General features: G+C 63.1%; 18 protein-coding genes. 12 read left to right on the forward strand and 6 right to left on the reverse strand.

Annotation, left to right across the window (positions count from 1 at the left end; all coding sequences use genetic code 11):
* The first annotated feature begins 27 nt into the window (after nt 1-27).
* The 4 genes from O987_RS20090 (at nt 28) to O987_RS29545 (ending at nt 4,452) form a co-directional block, all read left to right on the forward strand.
* Nucleotides 28-1,200 carry a helix-turn-helix domain-containing protein gene (locus O987_RS20090; protein ID WP_003052856.1) on the forward strand — a complete coding sequence of 391 codons (1,173 nt, stop codon included), beginning with the start codon at nt 28-30 and terminating at the stop codon, nt 1,198-1,200.
* Nucleotides 1,201-1,545: 345 nt separating this feature from the next.
* Complete coding sequence (locus O987_RS20095; RefSeq protein WP_003052854.1) at nt 1,546-2,166, forward strand: TRAP transporter small permease subunit; 621 nt, start codon at nt 1,546-1,548, stop codon at nt 2,164-2,166.
* 19 nt (nt 2,167-2,185) lie between these two features.
* Complete coding sequence (locus tag O987_RS20100; protein WP_003052852.1) at nt 2,186-4,015, forward strand: TRAP transporter large permease; 1,830 nt, start codon at nt 2,186-2,188, stop codon at nt 4,013-4,015.
* 230 nt (nt 4,016-4,245) lie between these two features.
* Entirely contained in the window at nt 4,246-4,452 is a 207-nt protein-coding gene (locus O987_RS29545) for a hypothetical protein (protein ID WP_050872193.1), read from the forward strand.
* On the opposite strand, the gene O987_RS20110 is transcribed toward O987_RS29545, so the two are convergent.
* From O987_RS20110 to xseB, 5 genes are all read right to left on the reverse strand, one after another.
* The gene (locus O987_RS20110) at nt 4,425-5,507 is read right to left on the reverse strand and encodes a TRAP transporter substrate-binding protein (protein ID WP_003052850.1); all 1,083 of its coding nucleotides are present in this window, start codon (nt 5,505-5,507) and stop codon (nt 4,425-4,427) included. The genes O987_RS29545 and O987_RS20110 overlap by 28 nt on opposite strands.
* Before the next feature lie 185 nt (nt 5,508-5,692).
* The gene (locus O987_RS20115; RefSeq protein WP_043374380.1) at nt 5,693-6,775 is read right to left on the reverse strand and encodes a TRAP transporter substrate-binding protein; all 1,083 of its coding nucleotides are present in this window, start codon (nt 6,773-6,775) and stop codon (nt 5,693-5,695) included.
* 214 nt (nt 6,776-6,989) lie between these two features.
* The gene (gene dxs, locus O987_RS20120; protein ID WP_043374382.1) at nt 6,990-8,858 is read right to left on the reverse strand and encodes a 1-deoxy-D-xylulose-5-phosphate synthase; all 1,869 of its coding nucleotides are present in this window, start codon (nt 8,856-8,858) and stop codon (nt 6,990-6,992) included.
* Between the two features lie 66 nt (nt 8,859-8,924).
* Nucleotides 8,925-9,866, reverse strand: coding sequence for a polyprenyl synthetase family protein (locus O987_RS20125; RefSeq protein ID WP_050785821.1), 942 nt, complete (start codon nt 9,864-9,866; stop codon nt 8,925-8,927).
* Between the two features lie 38 nt (nt 9,867-9,904).
* Complete coding sequence (xseB, locus tag O987_RS20130; RefSeq protein ID WP_003052843.1) at nt 9,905-10,144, reverse strand: exodeoxyribonuclease VII small subunit; 240 nt, start codon at nt 10,142-10,144, stop codon at nt 9,905-9,907.
* 434 nt (nt 10,145-10,578) lie between these two features.
* Between xseB and O987_RS20135 the strand changes: the two genes are divergently transcribed.
* The 5 genes from O987_RS20135 (at nt 10,579) to flhC (ending at nt 15,321) form a co-directional block, all read left to right on the forward strand.
* Nucleotides 10,579-11,718: an aromatic ring-hydroxylating oxygenase subunit alpha gene (locus O987_RS20135; protein ID WP_003052841.1), complete on the forward strand. Its 1,140-nt coding sequence runs from the start codon at nt 10,579-10,581 to the stop codon at nt 11,716-11,718.
* Nucleotides 11,719-11,800: 82 nt separating this feature from the next.
* Nucleotides 11,801-12,715, forward strand: coding sequence for a DMT family transporter (locus O987_RS20140; RefSeq protein WP_003052839.1), 915 nt, complete (start codon nt 11,801-11,803; stop codon nt 12,713-12,715).
* A gap of 196 nt (nt 12,716-12,911) precedes the next feature.
* On the forward strand, nt 12,912-13,823 hold the full coding sequence (locus O987_RS20145; RefSeq protein WP_043374384.1) for a sulfurtransferase: 912 nt from the start codon (nt 12,912-12,914) through the stop codon (nt 13,821-13,823).
* 581 nt (nt 13,824-14,404) lie between these two features.
* Entirely contained in the window at nt 14,405-14,731 is a 327-nt protein-coding gene (flhD, locus tag O987_RS20150; protein ID WP_003052836.1) for a flagellar transcriptional regulator FlhD, read from the forward strand.
* Nucleotides 14,732-14,769: 38 nt separating this feature from the next.
* A complete protein-coding gene (gene flhC / locus O987_RS20155; protein ID WP_003052834.1) occupies nt 14,770-15,321 on the forward strand; it encodes a flagellar transcriptional regulator FlhC in 552 nt (183 codons plus the stop codon).
* A 231-nt stretch (nt 15,322-15,552) separates the two neighbouring features.
* Here flhC and ppc read toward each other — a convergent pair whose 3' ends face one another.
* Nucleotides 15,553-18,402 carry a phosphoenolpyruvate carboxylase gene (gene ppc / locus O987_RS20160; RefSeq protein WP_003052832.1) on the reverse strand — a complete coding sequence of 950 codons (2,850 nt, stop codon included), beginning with the start codon at nt 18,400-18,402 and terminating at the stop codon, nt 15,553-15,555.
* Between the two features lie 78 nt (nt 18,403-18,480).
* Here ppc and hemC point away from each other — a divergent pair, with 78 nt between their 5' ends.
* Genes hemC through O987_RS20175 form a run of 3 tightly spaced genes read left to right on the forward strand, consistent with a single transcriptional unit; the run spans nt 18,481 to nt 21,384 of the window.
* Nucleotides 18,481-19,425, forward strand: a complete 945-nt coding sequence (hemC, locus tag O987_RS20165) for a hydroxymethylbilane synthase (protein ID WP_043374386.1) — start codon at nt 18,481-18,483, stop codon at nt 19,423-19,425.
* A 13-nt stretch (nt 19,426-19,438) separates the two neighbouring features.
* Entirely contained in the window at nt 19,439-20,272 is an 834-nt protein-coding gene (locus O987_RS20170; RefSeq protein ID WP_080731562.1) for a uroporphyrinogen-III synthase, read from the forward strand.
* On the forward strand, nt 20,269-21,384 hold the full coding sequence (locus tag O987_RS20175; RefSeq protein WP_043374388.1) for a uroporphyrinogen-III C-methyltransferase: 1,116 nt from the start codon (nt 20,269-20,271) through the stop codon (nt 21,382-21,384). Before O987_RS20170 ends, O987_RS20175 begins: the two co-directional genes overlap by 4 nt.
* The last annotated feature ends 9 nt before the right edge of the window (nt 21,385-21,393 follow it).

Genomic DNA, 21,393 nt, shown 5'->3' on the forward strand with positions numbered 1-21,393 from the left:
CAAAATGAAACACTGTCCGGAGTCCTCATGTCGCCCGCCAGCCTCGCCACATCCACGCAAGCCGCAGCCCATCCAGGTGCACGCCATTCCCTGCTTGCCCAGGCCAGGCAGCAGTTGCTGGCGATGGACTCATCCCATGCGCTGGTACCGTCTGGTCTTGCCCCCTGGCTCTGGCGCTCTTGGCAGCGCTGCGTGGCGCAGGGCCGTCATCCCGCTCAAACAGTGGAGTTCGAGGCCGTCGGACCTCACGCGCTGCGCCACGCCCAGGACAAGCACCAGCTGCTGCTGCAGGCCGCACGTCCGGTCATGACGCAACTGGTCGCGGCCGTGGGCGCCATGCGCTACTTCTGTCTGCTGACCGATGCCCAGGGACTGGCCCTGGAAGTTCAAGGCCCCGTGGACCACAGCGATCTGCGCGCGCTGGCCGTGGGCCGTGTCGGTGTGGATCTGTCCGAGCGCGGCGTGGGCACCTCGGCCATAGGCGCGACACTGGCCGAACTCAGCCCGGTATGGCTGCACAGGCAGGAGCATTTTTTCGACGATCTGCGCGACTACAGCTGCGCAGGCGCACCGGTATTCGGCCCTCAGGGCGAATGCCTGGGCATGCTGGACATCACCGGCATTGATGTCCCCGAGCGCCCCGAGCTGCTGCTGCTGGCGCTGCGCTGCGCACGCGCCATCGAAGATCGATTGCTGCGGGCCCTGCCTCACACCCTGCTGCTGCGCGTGAACTGGCCCGGCGGGCCGCTGGGCCAGGAGGGCGAAGGCCTGATGGTGTTTGATGCCGAAGGCCGATTGCTGGGCAGCAATACCGTGGCCAGGCAACTGGTGCCACGTCCTCTGCAAGCCCCCGGGGAGGACTCGCTCATTCAGAGCCATGAGCTGCTGGCCCTGCCCTGGAGCCATCTGATCGAGCATGCGCGCCAGAGGCCCGAGGCGCCAATGCAACTGCCGCTGTGGTCCGGTCTGCGCCTGCTGGCGCTGGCACAGGCCGGCCCCTTGCTGCGCGCTCCCGTCATGACGGGCTCCGGCGCAGCCAGCCGGGGATTGCCTGCCAATGCCATGGCCACGCCGCTGCGCACCAGCGAGTTGCTGCTGATTCAGCAGGCCATGCAGGAGGCGCACGGAAATGTAAGCGTGGCAGCCCGCAACCTGGGATTGAGCCGGGCCACACTCTACCGTCGACTCGCCAGCAAATAAGAGGTCTTGAACCGGATTCAGGGCAGTTTTACTCTCTCCGGATTTGCCCTAGTTTCAGCACACAGCCCCCTCCACGACAGCAGGCGCACACTAGCATCAAAGCCCATTAATAACCAAAAATACCTCAATAAAACAATCACCTAAGCGTTACCAGTCATGCGCTTCCAGCTATCGTCCGCATAGCAGACACAACTGACGCTCGGGCGCCACATTTGCCTGCGTATTTGTAAAAAACACCATACCTGCGTCCGTAGAATCTCCAGTTCGGTTCAAAAACTCAGATCGCCCTAAGGCTTACCAGCCCCAACAGCGCGACGCATACACGGCCTACTTTTTGGAGACACCATGCAGGCTTTACTTGCCCTGTCCAGGGCTATCGACAGGCTCAACGCCTTTGTCGGCAAATATTCAATCTGGCTGATATTTGCCGCCACCTTCATCAGCGCCGCCAACGCCATTGTTCGCAAGGCCTTCGACACCAGCTCCAATGCCTTTCTGGAAGTCCAGTGGTATCTGTTCGCATGGTCCTTTCTGATTGCGGCGGGCTACACCCTGCTGCACCGCGAGCATGTGCGCATCGATGTGATCAACAGCCGTCTGTCCAAAAAGGCCCAGGTCTGGATCGACATCATCGGCTTTGCCTTCTTTCTCACGCCTCTATGCCTGACCATTCTGTGGCTGAGCATGCCGGTGGTGATTCAGATGTACCAGTCCGGCGAGGTGTCGGGCAACCCCGGCGGACTGATCCGCTGGCCTGTGTGGACAGCGATTCCTGTGGGCATCACCTTGCTGCTGCTGCAGGGCATCTCCGAGCTGATCAAGCGCATTGCCTTCCTGACCGGTGACGGCCCCGACCCCATGGGCAAGCTCAGCGACAAGAGCGCCGAGGAAGAGCTGGCCGAGGCCCTGCGTGCCGAAGCCGATCGCAAGCAGGCTGAGGCGCTGGCCGCCCAGGCCAAGGCATAACGGTAGCGGGAGACAATCAATGGAATTCATCGCTACCAACTACGCCCCCATCATGTTTGCGGGGCTGATCTGCTTTTTGCTGCTGGGCTTTCCAGTCGCCTTCAGCCTGGGCGCTGCGGGCCTGGCCTTCGGCTTTCTGGGCATAGAACTGGGCGTCTTCCCCTCCTCCGTGATGGCATGGCTGCCCCAGCGCCTGATCGGCATCATGGCCAACGACACCCTGCTGGCCGTACCCTTCTTCACCTTGATGGGCCTGATTCTCGAACGCTCCGGCATGGCGGAGGACCTGCTTGACACTGTCGGTCAGGTGTTCGGCCCCATCCGCGGGGGTCTGGCGCTGGCCGTGATCTTTGTGGGCGCCCTGCTGGCGGCCACCACCGGTGTGGTTGCCGCTTCGGTGATCTCCATGGGCCTGATCTCTCTGCCCATCATGCTGCGCTACGGCTATGACCGCCGCCTGGCATCGGGCGTTATCGCGGCCTCGGGCACGCTGGCCCAGATCATCCCGCCCTCGCTGGTGCTGATTCTGATGGCCGACCAACTGGGCAAGAGCGTGGGCGATATGTACAAGGGCGCCTTCATCCCCGGCTTCATGCTCATGGGCCTGTATGTGCTGTGGGTGGTGATTCTGGCCATCTTCAAGCCCAAGATGGTGCCTGCCTTGCCCCTGGAGGCACGCATCTACCGCGAAGCCAACGGCAACTCCGGCTATACCTCGCTGGTCGTGGTGATGGGCCTGTCCACCATCGTGGCCATCTTCCTGGCCAGCCATATGGCCGACCTGCACACCTGGTGGCAGGGCAAGGAAATCACCGAAGTCGCCACCGACGAGAAGATCGTCACCGCCATGTGCGGCGGCACCTTCATCGCCTTCGTGATCGCCTCGCTCAACCGGGTCCTCAAGCTGGGCCTGCTGTCCAAGCTGGCCGAGCGCGTGACCTTTGTGCTGATCCCCCCCCTGCTGCTGATCTTCCTGGTGCTGGGCACCATCTTCCTGGGCATTGCAACACCTACCGAAGGCGGTGCCATGGGCGCCATGGCGGCACTGATCATGGGTTTTGCCCGCCGTCGCCTGAACATGGACCTGCTCAAGCAGGCCCTGGCCTCGACCACCAAGCTGGCCAGCTTTGTGATGTTCATCATGATCGGCGCCACCACCTTCAGTCTGGTCTTCCAGGCTGCAGACGGCCCCAAGTGGGTGGAACATCTGCTGACCAGCCTGCCCGGCGGCCAGGTGGGCTTCCTGATCGTGGTCAACATCATGATCTTCTTCCTGGCCTTCTTCCTGGACTACTTTGAACTCTCGTTCATCGTGGTGCCGCTGTTGGGCCCCGTGGCCGAGAAGATGGGCATCGACCTGATCTGGTTCGGCGTACTGCTGGCCGTGAACATGCAGACCTCGTTCATGCATCCGCCCTTCGGCTTTGCACTGTTCTTCCTGCGCTCCGTCGCACCGGACAAGCAGTACGTGGACAAGGTCACCCACAAGGTGATTGAGCCCGTCACCACCATGCAGATCTACAAGGGTGCCGTGCCCTTTGTGCTGATCCAGTTGGTGATGGTGGGCGTGCTGATCGCCTTCCCCGGCATCGTGACCGGCGCGCTCGACAAACCCGTGGTCGTGGACATGAACAAGGTGGGCGACGAAATGCTCAACCAGCTCAACGATGCCGGCGGCGGCTATGGTGCGGACAACCCGTTTGGAGCGCCTGAAGGCGGCGAAGAAGGTTCGGCCCCTGCAGAAGGCAGCCAGCCGGCTCCGGCAGCGCCCGATGCCAGCGGCTACGGCTCGGATGACCCTGCCAAGGCCTTGCAGGATTCACTGAGTTCGGCACCTGCCGCCAAGTAAATCGACGGCCGCTACCGACACAGCCCCGGCTCGCCAGAGCCGGGGCTTTTTCATGGCTTGAAGATTGATGGGTGATGGATCCGCTTCCCTTCAGGAAGCCATCCTGACCGTCACCGAACTGCTGACTGCCGTCCGTCCCCCCTATGCAGATCTGCTGTCCAGATCTGCTGTCTCAGGCCGCCAATGCCCAGGAGTCTTGTGTGGAGCCGGCCTGTCGCAGCAGCGATGGAATGCTGGCAACCGAAGGAATATGGGAACGGCCCTGCCGCGCCGATGTCATCCGCGTATCGAAAGACACCACCGAGGCGGTGCAGGTGGACTCCCAGCATGATCTCGATGGCATGAAAAAACCGCAGCAAGCTGCGGTTTTTCAACACCCAGCGCATGGCGCTGGTGACTCTGATCAGGATCAGATCTTGGCAGTCGCCATGTACTGATTGAAGGGGAACTCGGAGAAGCGGTTCCACAGGATCTGGTCGCGCTGGAAAGCGCGCATGTCCTGGTGAATCTTCTTGAATTCGGGCGACTTGGCTTCGTGCTCGGCAAACACTTCCATGGAAGCCTTGAAACCGGCATCCATCAGCGGTTTGGGGAACATCTTCAGCTGGGTCTTGTTGGCCACCAGGCGCTTGATGGCCTGAGGGTTGAGCACCTGGTACTTGCTGGTCATGTCGGCAGCAGCCACGCGGGTTGCAGCGTCCAGGATCGCCTTGTTCTCGGGCGACAGTGCGTTGTACTTCTTCAGGTTGATGAAGAACTCCAGGTCGGCAGAACCTTCCCACCAGCCGGGGTAGTAGTAGTAGGGAGCAACCTTGTTGAAGCCCAGCTTCTCATCGTCGTAGGGACCGACGAATTCCACGGCATCCAGCGTACCCTTTTCCAGGGCTTGATAGACATCGCCAGCAGGCATGTTCTGTGCCACCACGCCCAGCTTGGCCATGGCTTCGCCGAACACGCCGCCACCCAGACGCATCTTCAGACCCTTGAGGTCTTCCACGGTCTTGATTTCCTTGCGGTACCAGCCACCCATCTGGGTCGTGGTGTTGCCTGCGGATGCAGTCTTGAAGTTGTACTTGGCAAAGAAGGCATCCAGCAGCTTGCGGCCATTGCCATGGTCTTTCCAGCCGTTCATCTGCAGCGTGGTCAGGCCGAAGGGCACGGCGCAGCTGAAGGCGAAGATGGGATCCTTGCCCGTGAAGTAGTAGGCAGCAGTCTGTGCCATATCGATGGTGTCGCCCTGCAGTGCATCCACCACACCGAAAGCAGGCATCAGCTCGCCAGCGGGGTGCACCGAGATCTCGAACTTGCCGCCCGACATGGCCTTGACCACTTGCGACAGCTTTTCAGCGCTGCCGAAGATGGTGTCCAGCGACTTGGGAAAGCTCGAGGCCAGGCGCCAGCGCACGGCGGCCTGGGCGTGAACAGCAGGTGCGGCGCCCGCAGCCAGCACGCCAGCGATACCGGCATTTTTCAGAATGGAACGACGATCCACTTTAGTCTCCTTGAGGAACAGATTGGCTGACACAGACCACTGATCTATGCCAGCTTGACTTATGCAACAGGCACAAAATGTACACGAGTCAATCGTTCAGCATGCGATAAAAAGTGACCGTCAGCTTAAGAAGTTCTACCTAGTTAGGTGCATCGAATTCGGCCTCGGCGGCCTGCTTGCGCTGCCTACAGCCGTACCGCGCTCATATAGCTGGCATAGCGGAATTCGGAGAAACGATCCCAGAGCAGCTGGTCATGCTGGAATCCGCGCATGCTGCGGTGAATCTTCTTGAACTGCGCCGACTTGGCCTCATGCTCGGCCATGGTGGCCATCACGGCCTTGAAGCCCGCATCCATCAGCTCGCGTGGAAAGGCGCGCAGCTGCACGCGTTCGCTGAGCAGCTTCTTGAGTGCCGCAGGGTTGTAGGCCAGGTATTTGGCCGTCAGATCCTTGGCGGCCTGCGCCGCCGCGGCTTCCACCATGGCCCGCAGTTCGGGCGTCAGGGCTGCAAAGGACTTGGTATTGATGAAATAGGCCAGCTCGGCGCCACCTTCCCACCAGCCCGGATAGTAGTAGTAGGGAGCGATCTTGCCGAAGCCCAGCTTCTGGTCGTCATAGGGGCCGACGAACTCCACCGCATCGAGGCGATTCTTTTCCAGCGCCTGCTGCGCATCCGCAATAGGCATGTTGACGGCCTGCACGCCCAGCTTTTGCAGCGCATCGCCGAGCAAGCCGCCGCCGGCGCGCATGCGCAGCCCGTGCAGGTCCTGCACGGTCCTGATTTCCTTGCGGTACCAGCCGCCCATCTGCGTGCCGGTGTTGCCGGCGCTCAGGCTCTTGATGTTGTACTGGGCGTAGAAATCATCCATGAGCTTGCGCCCGCCGCCGTATTCCATCCAGGCGTCCATCTGCCGCGCCGTCAGACCGAAGGGCACGGCGCACCCGAGAGCAAAGCAGTAGTCCTTGTCGGTGAAGTAGTACGGTGCCGTCAAGGCCATTTCGACCACGCCGTTCTGCACTCCCTCCATCACGCCAAACGCGGGCATCAGCTCGCCCGCAGAGTGCACGCTGACTTCGATCTGACCACCCGACATGAGACGCAGCGACTGGGCAAACTTCTCGGCCCCACCAGAAATGGCGTCAAGGACTTTGGGAAAACTCGTCACCAGGCGCCAGCGCAGCACCTCCTGGCTGCGCACCGCCGGAGCCACGCCAGCAGCCAGCACACCAGCCATGCCCACATGTTTGACGAGTGAGCGACGATCCATGAATATTTCTCCGCTAGTAGTTGTCGATTGCCAGGCTGGCTGCAGCAGCCTGATCACAGGCCGGCAGCCACAGGCATTCTAGGAACGCAGACGCCGTCCGTGTGGCGATTCACGGTTGCCGTCAGTTTTCTTGACGGCACGCAAAGAAAAAGGCCCTTCATGGAAGGGCCCGGTGTCAATCCATCGGACTTGCGCAAACCATGTCCGTATCGCGTCAGCCCGCAGCCAGACGCTTGCGGATGGAGGCTTCGATGCCTGCGGCATCCAGCCCCTGCAGCGCCAGCAGCTTGGCGGGATCGCCATGCTCGATGAACGCGTCGGGCAGGCCCAGCTGCAGCACGCTCCTGCTCAGACCGTTGGCAGCCAGACATTCCATCACGGCACTGCCGGCGCCGCCCATGACGCAACCCTCTTCCAGCGTGACGATGAGCTCATGCTCGGCGGCGATCTTGAGCAGCAGTGCTTCGTCAAGCGGCTTTGCCCAGCGCATATTGGCCACGCTGGCGTCGAGCGCTTCGGCAGCTTGCAGCGCGGGGTAGAGCAAGGTGCCGAAAGCCAGAATCGCCACCTTCTTGGAGCTCGATTCGCGGCGCATCTCGCCCTTGCCAAAGGGCAGACCTTCCAGACTCTCCAGCGGCGTCATGCCCACACCGGCACCGCGCGGATAGCGCACGCAGACGGGGTGATCCTGCTCATAGGCCGTGGTCAGCAACTGGCGCGTTTCGCGCTCGTCGGCCGGACAGGCCATGCTCATATTGGGAATGCAGCGCACAAACGCAATGTCATAGGCGCCGGCATGCGTGGCCCCGTCGGCACCCACCAGACCTGCGCGGTCCAGGGCGAACACCACGGGCAGGTTCTGCAGCGCGACGTCGTGGATCAGCTGGTCATAGGCACGCTGCAGGAACGTGGAATAGATGGCCACCACGGGCTTGACGCCTTCGCAGGCCATGCCGCCGGCAAAGGTCACGGCATGCTGCTCGGCAATGCCCACGTCGTAGTAGCGACCTGGAAAGCGCTTGTGGAACTCCACCATGCCCGAGCCCTCGCGCATGGCAGGCGTGATGCCGACCAGACGCTGGTCCTTGGCAGCCATATCGCAGAGCCAGTGGCCGAACACCTGGGTGAAGGTCTGCTTGGCAGGCGTGGCGGACTTGACCAGACCGACGGCCGGATCGAATTTCCCGGGCCCGTGATAGGCCACGGGATCGGCCTCGGCCAGCTTGTAGCCCTGGCCCTTCTTGGTAACCACATGCAGGAACTGCGGGCCCTTGAGACCCTTGATGTTCTCCAGCGTGGGGATCAGCGAGTCGAGGTCATGACCGTCGATGGGACCGATGTAGTTGAAGCCGAACTGCTCGAACATGGTGGCAGGCACGACCATGCCCTTGGCCTGCTGTTCCAGGCGCTTGGCCAGCTCCAGCAAGGGCGGCACCTGCTTGAGAACGCTCTTGCCCACATCGCGGGCCTTGGCATAGAACTGCCCGCTCATCAGCTGTGCCAGATAGCGATTGAGCGCGCCCACGGGCGGGCTGATGCTCATATCGTTGTCGTTGAGGATGACCAGCAGATTGGCGTCATGCACGCCGCCGTTGTTCAGTGCCTCGAAAGCCATGCCGGCCGTCATCGCACCGTCGCCGATCACGGCGATTGCACGGCGATCCTCGCCTTTTTGCTTGGCGGCCAGTGCCATGCCCAGCGCGGCAGAGATGCTGGTGGACGAGTGTGCCGTGCCAAAAGTGTCGTACTCGCTCTCGGCACGCTGAGGAAAGCCGGACAGGCCGCCGAACTGGCGCAGGGTGGCCATGTGATCGCGGCGACCGGTCAGAATCTTGTGCGGATAGGTCTGGTGGCCCACGTCCCAGACGATGCGGTCATAGGGCGTGTTGAACACCGAGTGCAGCGCCACGGTCAACTCCACCGTCCCCAGGTTGGAGCTGAGGTGCCCGCCGATCCTTGAGACGCTGTCGATCACATAGGTGCGCAGCTCTGCGGCCAGCGTCTTGAGCTGGGCACGCGAGAGGCCGCGCATGTCTGCGGGATCGTTGATGTTGTGCAGCAGGGAAGAAGTATTCGTGGACATGTTCTATATTTTTCAATAGCTGCTAGCGCCAGCCAATATTCGGTTACAGAGCTTTTCCATTCAATCTCAATGGGTGCGCTGCACGACCATATCAGCAAGTGCGGCCAGGGCCTGGGTGTCGGCCAGACCGCTGCGCGTCAACGCGGCGTGAGCCTGCAGGCGCAACTCCTCGGCATGGGCTCTTGCAGCTTCCAGCCCCAGCAGCGATACAAAAGTGGGCTTGTCATTGGCCGCATCCTTGCCCGCCGTCTTGCCCAGCGTTGCAGAGTCGGCCACTACGTCCAGAATATCGTCCACCACCTGGAAGGCCACGCCCAGTGCCTGGCCGTAGTCGGTCAGCGCGGCCAGTGCCCTGGCGTCGGTCTGTGCATTGCAGGCGGCCCCCATGAGCACGCTGCCCAGCAGCAGCGCACCGGTCTTGAGACGGTGCATCTCGCGCAGCTGCGTCTCGCTCAGTTGCTTGCCCACGCTGGCCAGATCGATGGCCTGACCGCCAGCCATGCCGTGGCTGCCCGCCGCCGCGCCCAGCAGGCGGCACAGCCTGGCCTGCATGGAGCAGGGAATGCCATCGTCTTCAGGCAGCAGCAGCTCGAAGGCCAGGGCCTGCAGAGCATCGCCGGCCAGCAGGGCCGAGGCTTCGCCAAACTGCACATGCACGGTGGGCTTGCCACGACGCATGGTGTCGTTGTCCATGCAGGGCATGTCGTCGTGCACCAGGGAGTAGGCATGAATCAGCTCCACGGCACAACCGGCACGCAGCGTGGCCGCGGCCTGACCGCCCACCGCCTCGGCGGCCGCCCAGACCAGCAACGGTCGCAAGCGCTTGCCTCCGTCGAGCACAGCGTAACGCATGGCCTCACCCAGACCCGCAGGCGCATTGATGCCCACCCAGCGCGACAGCGCTTCTTCGGTGCGCACCAGTCGCTCCTGCATCCAGACGGAAAAATCCAGGGCAGTCTTGCCCTCGTTCAAAGGCGTCGATGGTTCGGCAATCATTGATTCATTCATGGGCTGCATCTTCAAGGCAAAACGCGCGGACACCGGGATCAGTCCTGGGTCCAGGCAGACAGCTTGCCTTCGTCCAATACCTTGACCTGCTCCTGCACGGCATCGAGCTGGCTACGGCAAAAAACCAGCAGCTCCGCAGCGCGCTGGTAGCCGCTGAGCATCTGCTCCAGCGGCAGCTGACCGGATTCGATCTGTGCAATCAGTTGCTCCAGCTCCTGCAAAGCAGCTTCATAGCTGACAGGCTGTTCAGATTTTTTGGCGGCAGCGGCCTTGGGCATGGATGGTGTGGTCAATGTTGGACGGAAGCGACGATTTTAGGCGTCCCTGCACCATTGGCGTGCAATGCCCGCAAAGCCGGCTGGCGCGATATGTTTTGGCTGTAGATTCCCGACCGACCCGGGCCTGCCACGCCCGCCTTTTTGCCGAGTGGCAAGGGTTTGCAGGCGGCTGGCAACTTGCTGACAGGCGCCGACGGCACCTGGACGAAATAACGTCAATACACGTACCAGAAAAACGGAAATAACCCCACAGCCTATAATCCCATTCCCGTCAAGCCGGCCCCGTGCCTGGTCATCCTGGTCGGGCAAACGCGTCGGCAGGCCATGCGCCACCGCCCATTGCCTGAGGCCCGTGTCCAGACAAGGCCGGTTTCGTTTTTTACCGTGTGCGCAAGTGCACCCTCCCTGTGGGGAGTCTTTAGGTCAAGTCATCCATGACTGATTTAAGTCTTCAACTGCAGCAGGCCGCAAGCCAACTACCAGTTTCAAGTTATTTCGACGAAGCGCTGTTCCAGCGCGAGTTGGAAACGATTTTCAAGCGCGGCCCGCGCTATGTGGGCCACCAGCTGGCCGTTCCCGAGATAGGCGACTACTACGCCCTGCCTCAGGAAAAAGAGGGGCGGGCGCTGGTACGCAATGCCAAAGGCGAGATCGAGCTGATCTCCAACGTCTGCCGCCACCGCCAGGCCGTGATGCTCAAGGGGCGCGGCAATCTGCTGTCCGAAGGCAAGGGCCATGCCGGCGGCAATATCGTCTGCCCGCTGCACCGCTGGACCTACAGCACCAGCGGCGAGCTGCTGGGCGCACCCCATTTCAGCCACGACCCCTGCCTGAACCTCAACAACTACCCGCTGCGCGAGTGGAACGGACTGCTGTTCGAGGACAATGGCCGCGACATCGAGGCCGATCTGGCCGGCATGAAGCTGCGCGAGCAGCTGCAGTTCGACGGCTTTGTGCTCGATCATGTCGAGATGCACGAGTGCAACTACAACTGGAAGACCTTTATCGAGGTCTATCTGGAGGACTACCACGTCGGCCCGTTCCACCCCGGTCTGGGCAACTTCGTCACCTGCGACGATCTGAAGTGGGAATTCGCCAGCGAGTACTCGGTGCAGACCGTGGGCGTGGCCCCGAGTTTCGGCAACCCGGGCTCGGACATCTACAAGAAGTGGCACGAGGTGCTGCTGGCCTACCGCAACGGAGAATTGCCCGATCGCGGTGCCATCTGGCTGACCTACTACCCCCACATCATGGTGGAGTGGTATCCGCATGTGCTGACCGTCTCGACCCTGCACCCGCTGGCAGTGGACAGGACGCTGAACGTGGTGGAGTTCTTCTACCCCGAGGAAATCGCCGCCTTCGAGCCCGAGTTCGTGCAGGCTCAGAAGGCCGCCTACATGGAAACCTGCATCGAGGACGACGAGATCGCCGAGCGCATGGACGGCGGCCGCAAAGCCCTGTATGAACGCGGCGACAACGAGGTCGGCCCCTATCAAAGCCCCATGGAAGACGGCATGCAACATTTCCATGAGTGGTATCGCCGCATCATGGGTGACAGCGCTCCCCAACGCTGAATGAGGTGAACCTCAAGACTGATAGCTGCTATCGCTTACCCCATAAGCACAGCAGCTATTTTTATGCTGAATTGAGTGAGATATGCAAGCCCTGTGGATGGTGTTGGCCGCGTTGATCTTTGCGGTCATGAGTGTGTGTGTGAAGTTTGCCTCCCAGGACTTCAATGCGGCAGAGATCGTGTTCTACCGCGGCCTGGTCAGCATGGCGCTGCTGGTCTGGCTGGCCAGGCGCAGCGGCGTGACGCTGACCACCCAGTACTCGCGCGAGCATGCCTGGCGCAGCTTCGTCGGCGTGATCTCCATGGGAGCCTGGTTCTACGCCATCGGCCATCTGCCGCTGGCCACGGCCACCACGCTCAACTCCATGAGCAGCATCTGGATGGCGGTGTTTCTCATTGCCCAGGGCCTGTGGATGCGCCATACGCTGCGCAAGTCCTATGCGGCCGAACCCGAAACCCGCCGCGCCATTCCCCCCTTCCCCTGGGGCCTCGTGTCCACCGTGGTGGCGGGCTTTGTCGGCGTGCTGCTGGTGCTGCGCCCGACCAGCGCACCGGCCAGCGAATGGGTCGCCGCGCTCGGCGGCCTGTTTGGCGGCATGTTTGCGGCCATGGCTTATATGCAGGTGACCACCCTGTCGCGCCTGGGCGAGCCTGAGACCCGCGTGGTGTTCTATTTCTCGGTCGGTTCGGCCATTGCCGGCGGCATCACCATGCTGTTCACCGGCATCTCGCCCTTCCCCGGCTGGAGCGCTCTGTGGCTGGTGCCCGTGGGCGTACTGGCCGCCGTGGCCCAGGTCTGCATGACCAAGGCCTATGCCTCGGCCGGCAGCAAGAGCAACACCCTGGTCGTCGCCAATCTGCAGTACTCGGGCATTGTGTTTGCCGCCCTGCTCAGCCTGGTGCTGTTCGGCGAGAGCATTCCCCTGATCGGCTGGGGAGGCATCGTGCTCATCGTCGCCAGCGGCGCCGCTGCCACCACCTTGCGCTCCAGAGGCTAACCATGCCGGGGGTGCCGCGCATCTGCGCCATGCCCCCTGCCCGCGGCAGCGACCAGGCCAGATCCTCGCGGCCGGCCATATCCAAACAATGAAGGCCGCTTGAGTCCGGTGCGCTGACCCGATCGCATAATGGTTTGCATCGCGCAAGGCTGCACGCAGTGCCGTCTGCAACAGTCAATCTTTGGAACAGCAAGCCATGAACCACTCGACGCCCGAGCATTACAACACCCTGATTTCCGTCGAACAGCTGGCCCGGCTCAAGGCCAGCGGCAAGCCCTTGATGGTGTTTGACTGCAGCTTTGACCTCATGAACCCGCCTGCCGGCCGAGAGCAGTATCTGCAGGCCCATATCTCGGGCGCCGTCTTCGCCGACCTGGACAAAAATCTCAGCGCACCGCATGGCACGCCCGGCGAGGATGGACAGGTCGCCACCAGCGTGCAATCGGCCTCGGGCGGTCGCCACCCGCTGCCCTCGCGCGAGCGCTTTTCCGCCTGGCTGTCCTCCATAGGCTTTGCCAACGATATGCAGGCCGTGGTCTATGACCGCAACGCCGCCAATTACTGCGGCCGCCTGTGGTGGATGCTGCGCTGGGCCGGCCACGATGCCGTGGCGGTGCTCGATGGCGGGCTGCAGGCCTGGCAGGCGGCCGGCCAGGCGGTGCGCAGCGGGGAAGAGTCCGGCCATTTCCAGTCCAACTTTGAACTGGGCCAGCCGCTGGAGACGCTCAAGACCGTAGATCAGGTCGAGGCCGATCTGGGTCAGGCCACCCAGACCCTCATCGATGCCCGCGCCCCGGCTCGCTACCGCGGCGAGGTGGAGCCCCTGGACCCGGTGGCTGGCCATATTCCGGGCGCGCTGAATCGCCCGTTCAGCAGCAATATCGCCGCCGACGGACGCTTCAAGCCCGCAGCGCTGCTCAAGGCAGAGTTTGACCAGTTGCTGGCCGGACGCGATCCCGCCAGCGTGGTGCACCAGTGCGGCAGCGGCGTCAGCGCCACCCCCAATGTGCTGGCCATGCGGATTGCCGGCTTTGCACCCACGGCCTTGTTTGCCGGCAGCTGGAGCGAGTGGTGCAGCCAGCCTTCGCGGCCGGCCGAGAGGGGCTGAGCCTGACGCATGCCGGTGCCGCGCCAGGCACCGGCTTCCAGCGGACACGCTTGTCTCCCTGCACTTGCCGGGTTCACTCCCTGGTCCGGGAGCAGGCCAGGCCGTGATCAACGCCCTACCCATGTAGTCCAGGCCTGCTCCATCGCAGTGCTCCGGGTCATGGCGGCATGGCCGACGCCCATGTCCGCGCTCGCATGTCGATGCGGCTTGGCAACCCGGATGCAGGCCGTTATCACAGGGAATCCGGGTCGTCTCGTTTCATAGGCGATCAGATACCGAACAAAAAGCCGCCTATTTCCTCGTTTGTCATCTTCCGGACAGATTCACAATACATGCACCAGCGGAATCCGGCCTGATGCAACGTCAGCTCCCAACCGGCATCCCAAGTCATCCCGACGGACGGCAAGGCAGTAAGGGAAATCCTACAGCCCTGCCTGTGAAACCAGACCGGCGATACCGACGCTCCCCGACTTCAGTTCGATCAAGGCTTGAAACACAATTCATTTCAACAGATCGAAACACTTTTAACGTCTTGTTTGTGTGTGCCGTGACGGTCTGTCGAGATTGAAAGGACTGGACCCATGAACAACGAACAACTGCTTGCCGAGATCCGCGAAGCCAACCTCACCTACCTGATGCTGGCCCAGACCCTGATCCGCCAGGACAAGGCCGAAGCCGTGTTCCGTCTGGGTCTGAACGAAGAGTCCTGCGAGCTGCTGGGCTCGCTGTCTTCGGCCCAGGTGCTCAAGCTGGCATCGCGCAACACCTTGCTGGCCAGCTTCCGCGCCGATGACGAAATGGTCTGGAGCCTGCTGACCAACCACAGCAGCAACAAGATCGGCAACGCCGCCACCAATACGCTGCACGCCAACATCCTGATGGCCAGCCGTGTCTCCGAAGTGCTCTGAGCACCCGCTAGCGACTACCTGGTTTTAAGGAGAGATAGATGCCCGCCGCCAAGACTGCCACCAAAAGCGTTCTGAACGAATCCAAGCAAATCGAGCGCGCCGCCATGCTCATCGAGATGGGCGCCCGCATGCAGGTGCTGGAGTCCGAGACCACGCTGTCTTATGAACGCCTGATCCGGCTGTACAAGGAAATCTCGGGCAAGTCTCCCTCCAAGGGCCAGCTGCCGTTTTCCACGGACTGGTTTCTGACCTGGCAGGAAAACATCCACAGCTCGCTGTTCCTCAACATCTACGAATACCTGTCCAAGGGCGTGGAGCTGGACTCGGCCGAGCAGCTGACCAAGGCCTATCGCCTCTATACCGAACAGATTCAGGCCGCCGAACTCGAGGTGCTGCTGTCCTTTACCCGCGCCTGGCGCCTGGTGAAGTTTGTCGATGCACAGATGCTGACGCGCACCCAGTGCTCGGTCTGCAAGGGCCAGTTCGTGACTGAGCCTTACGAGAATGCGCGCCACTACCAGTGCGGCCTGTGCAATCCTCCCGCTCGCGCCGGCAAGAGCAAGGCCGCCGGGTCCTTAATGCTTCACTGAGGGGTTGACTCCCCCTGAGCCGCTTTGCGGCTTCCCCCTGAGGGGGACGACATCCTCGCTGCGCGGCGGCGCTTGCTTGATGTCTCGCTTTTGGAGCATGCCTGCTTGAAGGCTCTTCAACTTTCATAGCTATTAGCGCCATACATAAAAGGGTTTGAAGCATTTATCGGCTTCAAACCCTTTATTCATTGGCGACAACAGCTCCATATTCAGGAGCAGCCACCAGCGGCCTCAACCCGTGTTGCGCACTCCGGCGGCAATGCCATTGATGGACAGATGGATGCCGTTCTTGACCCTGTCGTCGGTCTGTCCCGCACGCCAGCGGCGCACCAGTTCCACCTGCAGATGGTTCAGAGGATCGATATAGGGGAAGCGGTGGCGGATGGAACGCGCCAGTGCGGAGTTGTGCTCCAGGCGCTGCTTGTCGCCCGTGATCTGGTTGAGCGCTTCCACCGTGCTCTGCCACTCGGCCTCGATCGCACCGAAGATGCGGCGGCGCAAGCGCGTGTCGGTCACCAGCTCGCTGTAGCGCGAAGCCAGGTTCAGGTCGCTCTTGGCCAGCACCATGTCCATATTCGACAGCAGGGTGCGGAAGAACGGCCACTGGCGGTACATCTTCTGCAGCAGCGCCAGCTGGGCCTTGGCATCCTTGCCCGGACGGTGGATGAAGGCCTGGATCGCCGAGCCGAAACCGTACCAGCCCGGCAGCGTCAGGCGGCACTGGCCCCAGCTGAAGCCCCAGGGAATGGCGCGCAGGTCTTCGATGGCCTGGGTCGCCTTGCGCGATGCGGGGCGCGAGCCGATATTGAGTTCGGCGATCTCGCGAATCGGCGTGCTGCTGAAGAAGTAATTGGTAAAGCCCGGAGTCTCGTAGACCAGCGCGCGGTAGGCCGCCATGCTGGTTTCGGACAGAAACGCCGCAGCCTCCAGGAAGGCCTTGGTCGCCGGCTTGGTCGGCTGCAGCAGCGTGGCCTCCAATGTGGCGGCCACCAGGGTCTCCAGATTGCGGCGCCCGATCTCGGGATTGGCATATTTGGAGGCGATGACCTCGCCCTGCTCGGTCAAACGGATCTGACCACGCACCGTGCCTGGCGGCTGCGCCAGAATGGCCTGGTAGCTGGGGCCGCCGCCACGCCCCACAGTGCCACCGCGGCCGTGGAACATGCGCAGCCGGATGCCGTAGTGATCGGCCAGATCGTCAAACAGATCGACCAGCGCAATCTCGGCCCGGTACAGCTCCCAGTTGCTGGTGAAGATGCCGCCGTCCTTGTTGCTGTCGCTGTAGCCCAGCATGATGTCCTGCTCGCCGCCGCTTTTCCGCACCAGTTCGGCAATGCCGGGCAACTGGTAGTAGCGGCGCATGATGGGCGCGGCATTGCGCAGGTCCTCGATGGTCTCGAACAGCGGCACCACGATCAGGTCGCATTGCGCACCGTCCTGCAGGGTGCCGCGCAGCAGGCCCACTTCCTTTTGCAGCAGCAACACCTCGAGCAGATCGCTGACGGTCTCGGTGTGGCTGATGATGCAATGGCGAATCGCCTCGCCGCCCAGGCGCTCGCGCAGGCGCTTGGCGGTCTCGAAGATGGCCAGCTCGCTGCGCGTGTGGTCGCCGTAGTCGCCGCCCATGACGCGCAGGGGGCGTGCGTCTTCGAGCAGGCGCACCAGCAGCGCGCATTTGGCGTCTTCTTCGAGAAGGCTGTAATCAAGCTCGACCTTGGCGACCGAGAGCAGCTCGCGCACCACTTCCTCATGCTTGTCCGAGCTTTGGCGCAGATCCACCGTGGACAGATAGAAGCCGAAGACCCGCACCGCGCGCATCAGCGGGCGCAGGCGCTGCGGCGCCAGCGCATCGCCGTGATAGCGCGACAGCGAGTCGTCGATGATCTGCAGATCGGCCAGAAACGCATCGGCCGATGCATAGGCATTCTGGGGCGCCACGGCATGACGTGCCGCCTCGCCGCCCGTCAGTTGCTTGAGCGTCGCGGCCAGACGCGCATAGATGCCCGTCAGCGCCCGGCGATAAGGCTCGTCGCTGCGGTGCACATTGTGGTCAGGCGAGGCATCAGCCAGCGTCTGCATCTCGGGCGTGATATCGACCAGATTGGCCGACAGCGACAGCTCGCCGCCCAGATAGTGCACCTCGCGCAGATAGTGGCGCAGCGCCACGTCGGCCTGGCGCGACAGGGCCAGCTCCAGACTCTCTGCCGTCACAAAGGGGTTGCCGTCGCGATCGCCGCCAATCCATTGACCCATGCGCAAAAAGCTCTGCTCGGGCAGCTTCTCGCCCAGCTCCTGCTCCAGCTGCTCGTAGATCTTGGGGATCTCCTGCAGGAACGTGGCCTCGTAATAGGACAGGGCGTTCTCGATCTCGTCGGCCACCGTGAGCTTGGAATGGCGCAGCAGCCGGGTCTGCCAGAGCTGGGCCACGCAGGCACGCAGCTGCGCCTCCACCCGCGTCAGCTCGCGCGGGGTCAGTGCATCCTTGGCACTGTTGTAGAGCTGGGCGCGCATCAGGATATCGTCGCGCTCGGCCAGCAATTGGGCAATGCGGCGCTCGGCCGTCAGAATGCTCTGGCGCTGCACCTCGGTGGGGTGGGCCGTCAGCACCGGCGAGATGAAGCTCCTGGCCAGCGTGTCGACCACCGTGGCGGGCGAGATGCCCGCCCAGCGCAGGCGTGCCAGTGCCACCTCGATGCTGCCTTCCTGTGTGTTGCCGGCGCGCTCGTGCACGGCGCGGCGGCGGATGTGGTGGCGGTCTTCGGCCAGATTGGCCAGGTGCGAGAAATAGGTGAAGGCGCGAATCACGCTCACCGTCTGGTCGCTGGACAGTCCCTTGAGCAGCTTCTTCAGTGCCTTGTCGGCCGCTTCGTCGGCATCGCGCCGGAAGGCCACCGAAAGCTGGCGTACCTGCTCGACCAGCTCGTAGGCCGGCCCACCTTCCTGCTCGCGAATCACATCGCCCAGAATGCGCCCCAGCAGCCGTATGTCCTCGATCAGCGGCAAATCCTTGTCGGTCTTGCGTGCCGGCTTTTCGCCATGTTTGTCTGCATGTGCGGCGCTCTTGGGGCGGGCGGAAGGCATGAACTATTCTCCTTGGGCACGGTGTAAGGCAACTTGCCATGCTAGCATTCCCTGTTACCCGTTCGAGACCGCGCCGTCATGAAATTTTCTGCATCCTCACCCGCATCCATCGTCATTGCCACACGCGAGAGCCAGCTGGCCATGTGGCAGGCCGAGCATGTGCAGGCGATCTTGCGCGGCCGCGGCCACAGCGTCGATCTGCTGGGGATGACGACCAAGGGCGATCAGATTCTGGACCGTGCCCTGTCCAAGGTGGGCGGCAAGGGCCTGTTCGTCAAGGAGCTGGAAGTGGCTCTCGAGGAAGGCCGCGCCGATCTGGCCGTGCACTCCCTGAAGGACGTGCCCATGGAGCTGCCCGAGGGCTTTGTGCTGGCCTGCGTGATGACGCGCGAAGACCCGCGCGACGCCTTTGTCTCCAACCGCTATGCATCGCTGGACGAGCTGCCCCAGGGGGCCGTGGTCGGCACCTCCAGCCTGCGTCGCCAGGCCCTGCTGCAGGCGCTGCGCCCCGATCTCAAGATCGAGGCCTTGCGCGGCAATGTCAACACCCGCCTGCGCAAGCTCGACGAAGGTCAGTACGACGCCATCGTGCTCGCCGCCGCCGGCCTGATGCGCCTGGAGATGAGCGATCGCATCCGCGCCAGGTTCGATCCGGCCCAGATGCTTCCCGCTGCCGGTCAAGGCGCATTGGGCATCGAGGTGCGCGCAGACCGCCAGGACATCATCGACGCCCTGGCCCCGCTGGCCCATATGCCCACCTGGCTGACCGTGACTGCCGAGCGCACCGTCAGCCGCTGCATGGGCGGCAGTTGCTCCATGCCGCTGGCCGCCTACGGCCGCTTTGAAAGCGACATCCTGCACATGGATGCGGCCTGGGGCGACATGGAAGGCGACAAGGGCCTGGTGCGCGTGCAGGCCAGCGCCAGCGTGACGGACTTTGCCAGCGCCAACGCCCTGGGCGAACAACTGGCCGCGCAGCTGCAAGCGGCGGGTGCCGTACCTGCGGCGCCCAAGCAGGACTGAGCCACGCCTGCCCATGCGCCGTGTTCTGGTCACCCGCCCTTTGCATGATGCGAAACCCTGGGTCGACGCGTTTCGTGCCCGCGGCCTGCAGGCCGAGGTCTTGCCGCTGCTGGCCATCGCAGGCTGCACGGACCCGGCTGCCCATCAAGCTCTGCTGAGCGCACGCCAGCTGGCGCTCAAGCCCGGGCACTACCGGGCCGTGATGTTTGTCAGCGGCAATGCGGCGCAGTATTTCCTTGCATCAAACACACCTCAAACGCGCACTGGAAAATCGCTTCTAGCTCCTGATACCAGAGCATGGACTCCGGGCCCGGGTACGGAGCGTGCCTTGCTGGAACTCGGGCTGAGCTTCCGCCAGATCGACGGCCCCAGCCCCGATGCCGCCCAGTTCGAGTCCGAAGCGCTGTGGCAGAACGTCCATGACCAGATTCGAGCAGGCGACCGCGTGCTGATCGTGCGCGGCGCCAGCCCCGCCACCGGCAATGCCGGCAAGCCTGCACCATCCACCCAGGGTGCGGGCCGTGACTGGCTGGCAGCCCGGCTGCGTGAAGCCGGCGCCGAGGTGGAGCTGCTGGCCGTGTATGAGCGCCAGCTTCCCAGCTGGACGGCGCAGCAGCTGGATGTCGCGCGGCAGGCCGCCAGCGACGGCAGCCTGTGGCTGTTCAGCAGCTCGGAAGCTGTTGCCAACCTGCAACAGCTTCTGCCCGAACAAAAATGGCACCTGGGGTTAGCGCTCACCACCCATGAACGCATTGCCAGCAAAGCACTTTCAGCAGGTTTCGGTCGGGTTTTGCACAGTCGCCCAAGTCTGGACGATGTGGTGGCGTCTATAGAATCGGTTCTATGAGCTCCGATGCCATCCCCACCTCCGACAAGCAACCCATATCCCCACCACCCAGCCAGGACCATCCCGCCCCTGTTCAGACCGGGCGGGGCGCGCCCGTGGCTCTGGTGCTGACGCTGGGCGCGGTGGCCGTCGCCGCCCTGGTGGCCTGCGGCATGCTGTGGCAGCGCGTGGGCAATATGCAGGAGCAATTGGCGCGTCAGTCGGCGCAGTCGGGCGCTCAGTCGGTGGAGGCACGCACCCTGGCCAAGGACGCTCAGGATCTCGCCCGCGACAGTGCTGCACGCGTTTCCGTGATGGAGGCCCGTGTGGCCGAAATCAGCCTGCAGCGCAACCAGCTTGAAGAGCTGATGCAGAGCATATCGCGCTCGCGCGATGAAAACCTGGTGGCCGATATCGATTCCTCGGTACGCATGGCCCAGCAGCAGGCCGAGCTCTCGGGCAGCCTGCAGCCGCTGGTCGCCAGCCTCAAATCGGCGAGAAAGCGTGTGGAAAGCACGGCCCAGCCGCGCCTGGCCCCGGTGGTGCGCGCCATCGACCTGGATCTGGACAAGCTCTCGCGCATGAGCGTGACGGACACCACGGGAGTGCTCAGCCGTATCGAAGACCTGATCCGCCAGGTAGACGACCTGGCCCTGATCAACGATGTGGGTCGTCCGCGCGCGCGCGATGCCCAGCCCCGCAAGACGGCGACCGCCCATGACACGCCCGAGGACGCCGATCTCTCGCCCACGCAGTGGATCTGGTGGCAAGGCCAGGGTCAGCGGGTCTGGGACTCCTTCCGGGACGGTGCGGCCGATCTGGTGCGCGTGCGCCGCATCGATCACCCCGAGGTGGCCCTGCTGGCCCCCGAGCAGGGCTATTTCCTGCGCGAAAACCTCAAGCTGCAACTGCTCAATGCCCGTCTGGCCCTGCTGTCGCGCCAATGGGAGTCGGCCCGCGCCGACCTGAGCGCGGCAGGCGCCCTGCTCAACAAATACTTCGACGCACGCTCGCGGCGTACCCAGATCGCCCAGGCACAGCTGCAGCAGATTCAGGCCAATCTGCATTCGGGCGGACGCGTACAGCTTGAAGACACGCTGAATGCACTGGCCACGGCGGCAGCCGGCCGCTGATCGGGGAGG

The organism is Comamonas testosteroni TK102 (genome assembly GCF_000739375.1).
In the GTDB taxonomy this organism is placed as follows: domain Bacteria; phylum Pseudomonadota; class Gammaproteobacteria; order Burkholderiales; family Burkholderiaceae_C; genus Comamonas; species Comamonas brasiliensis.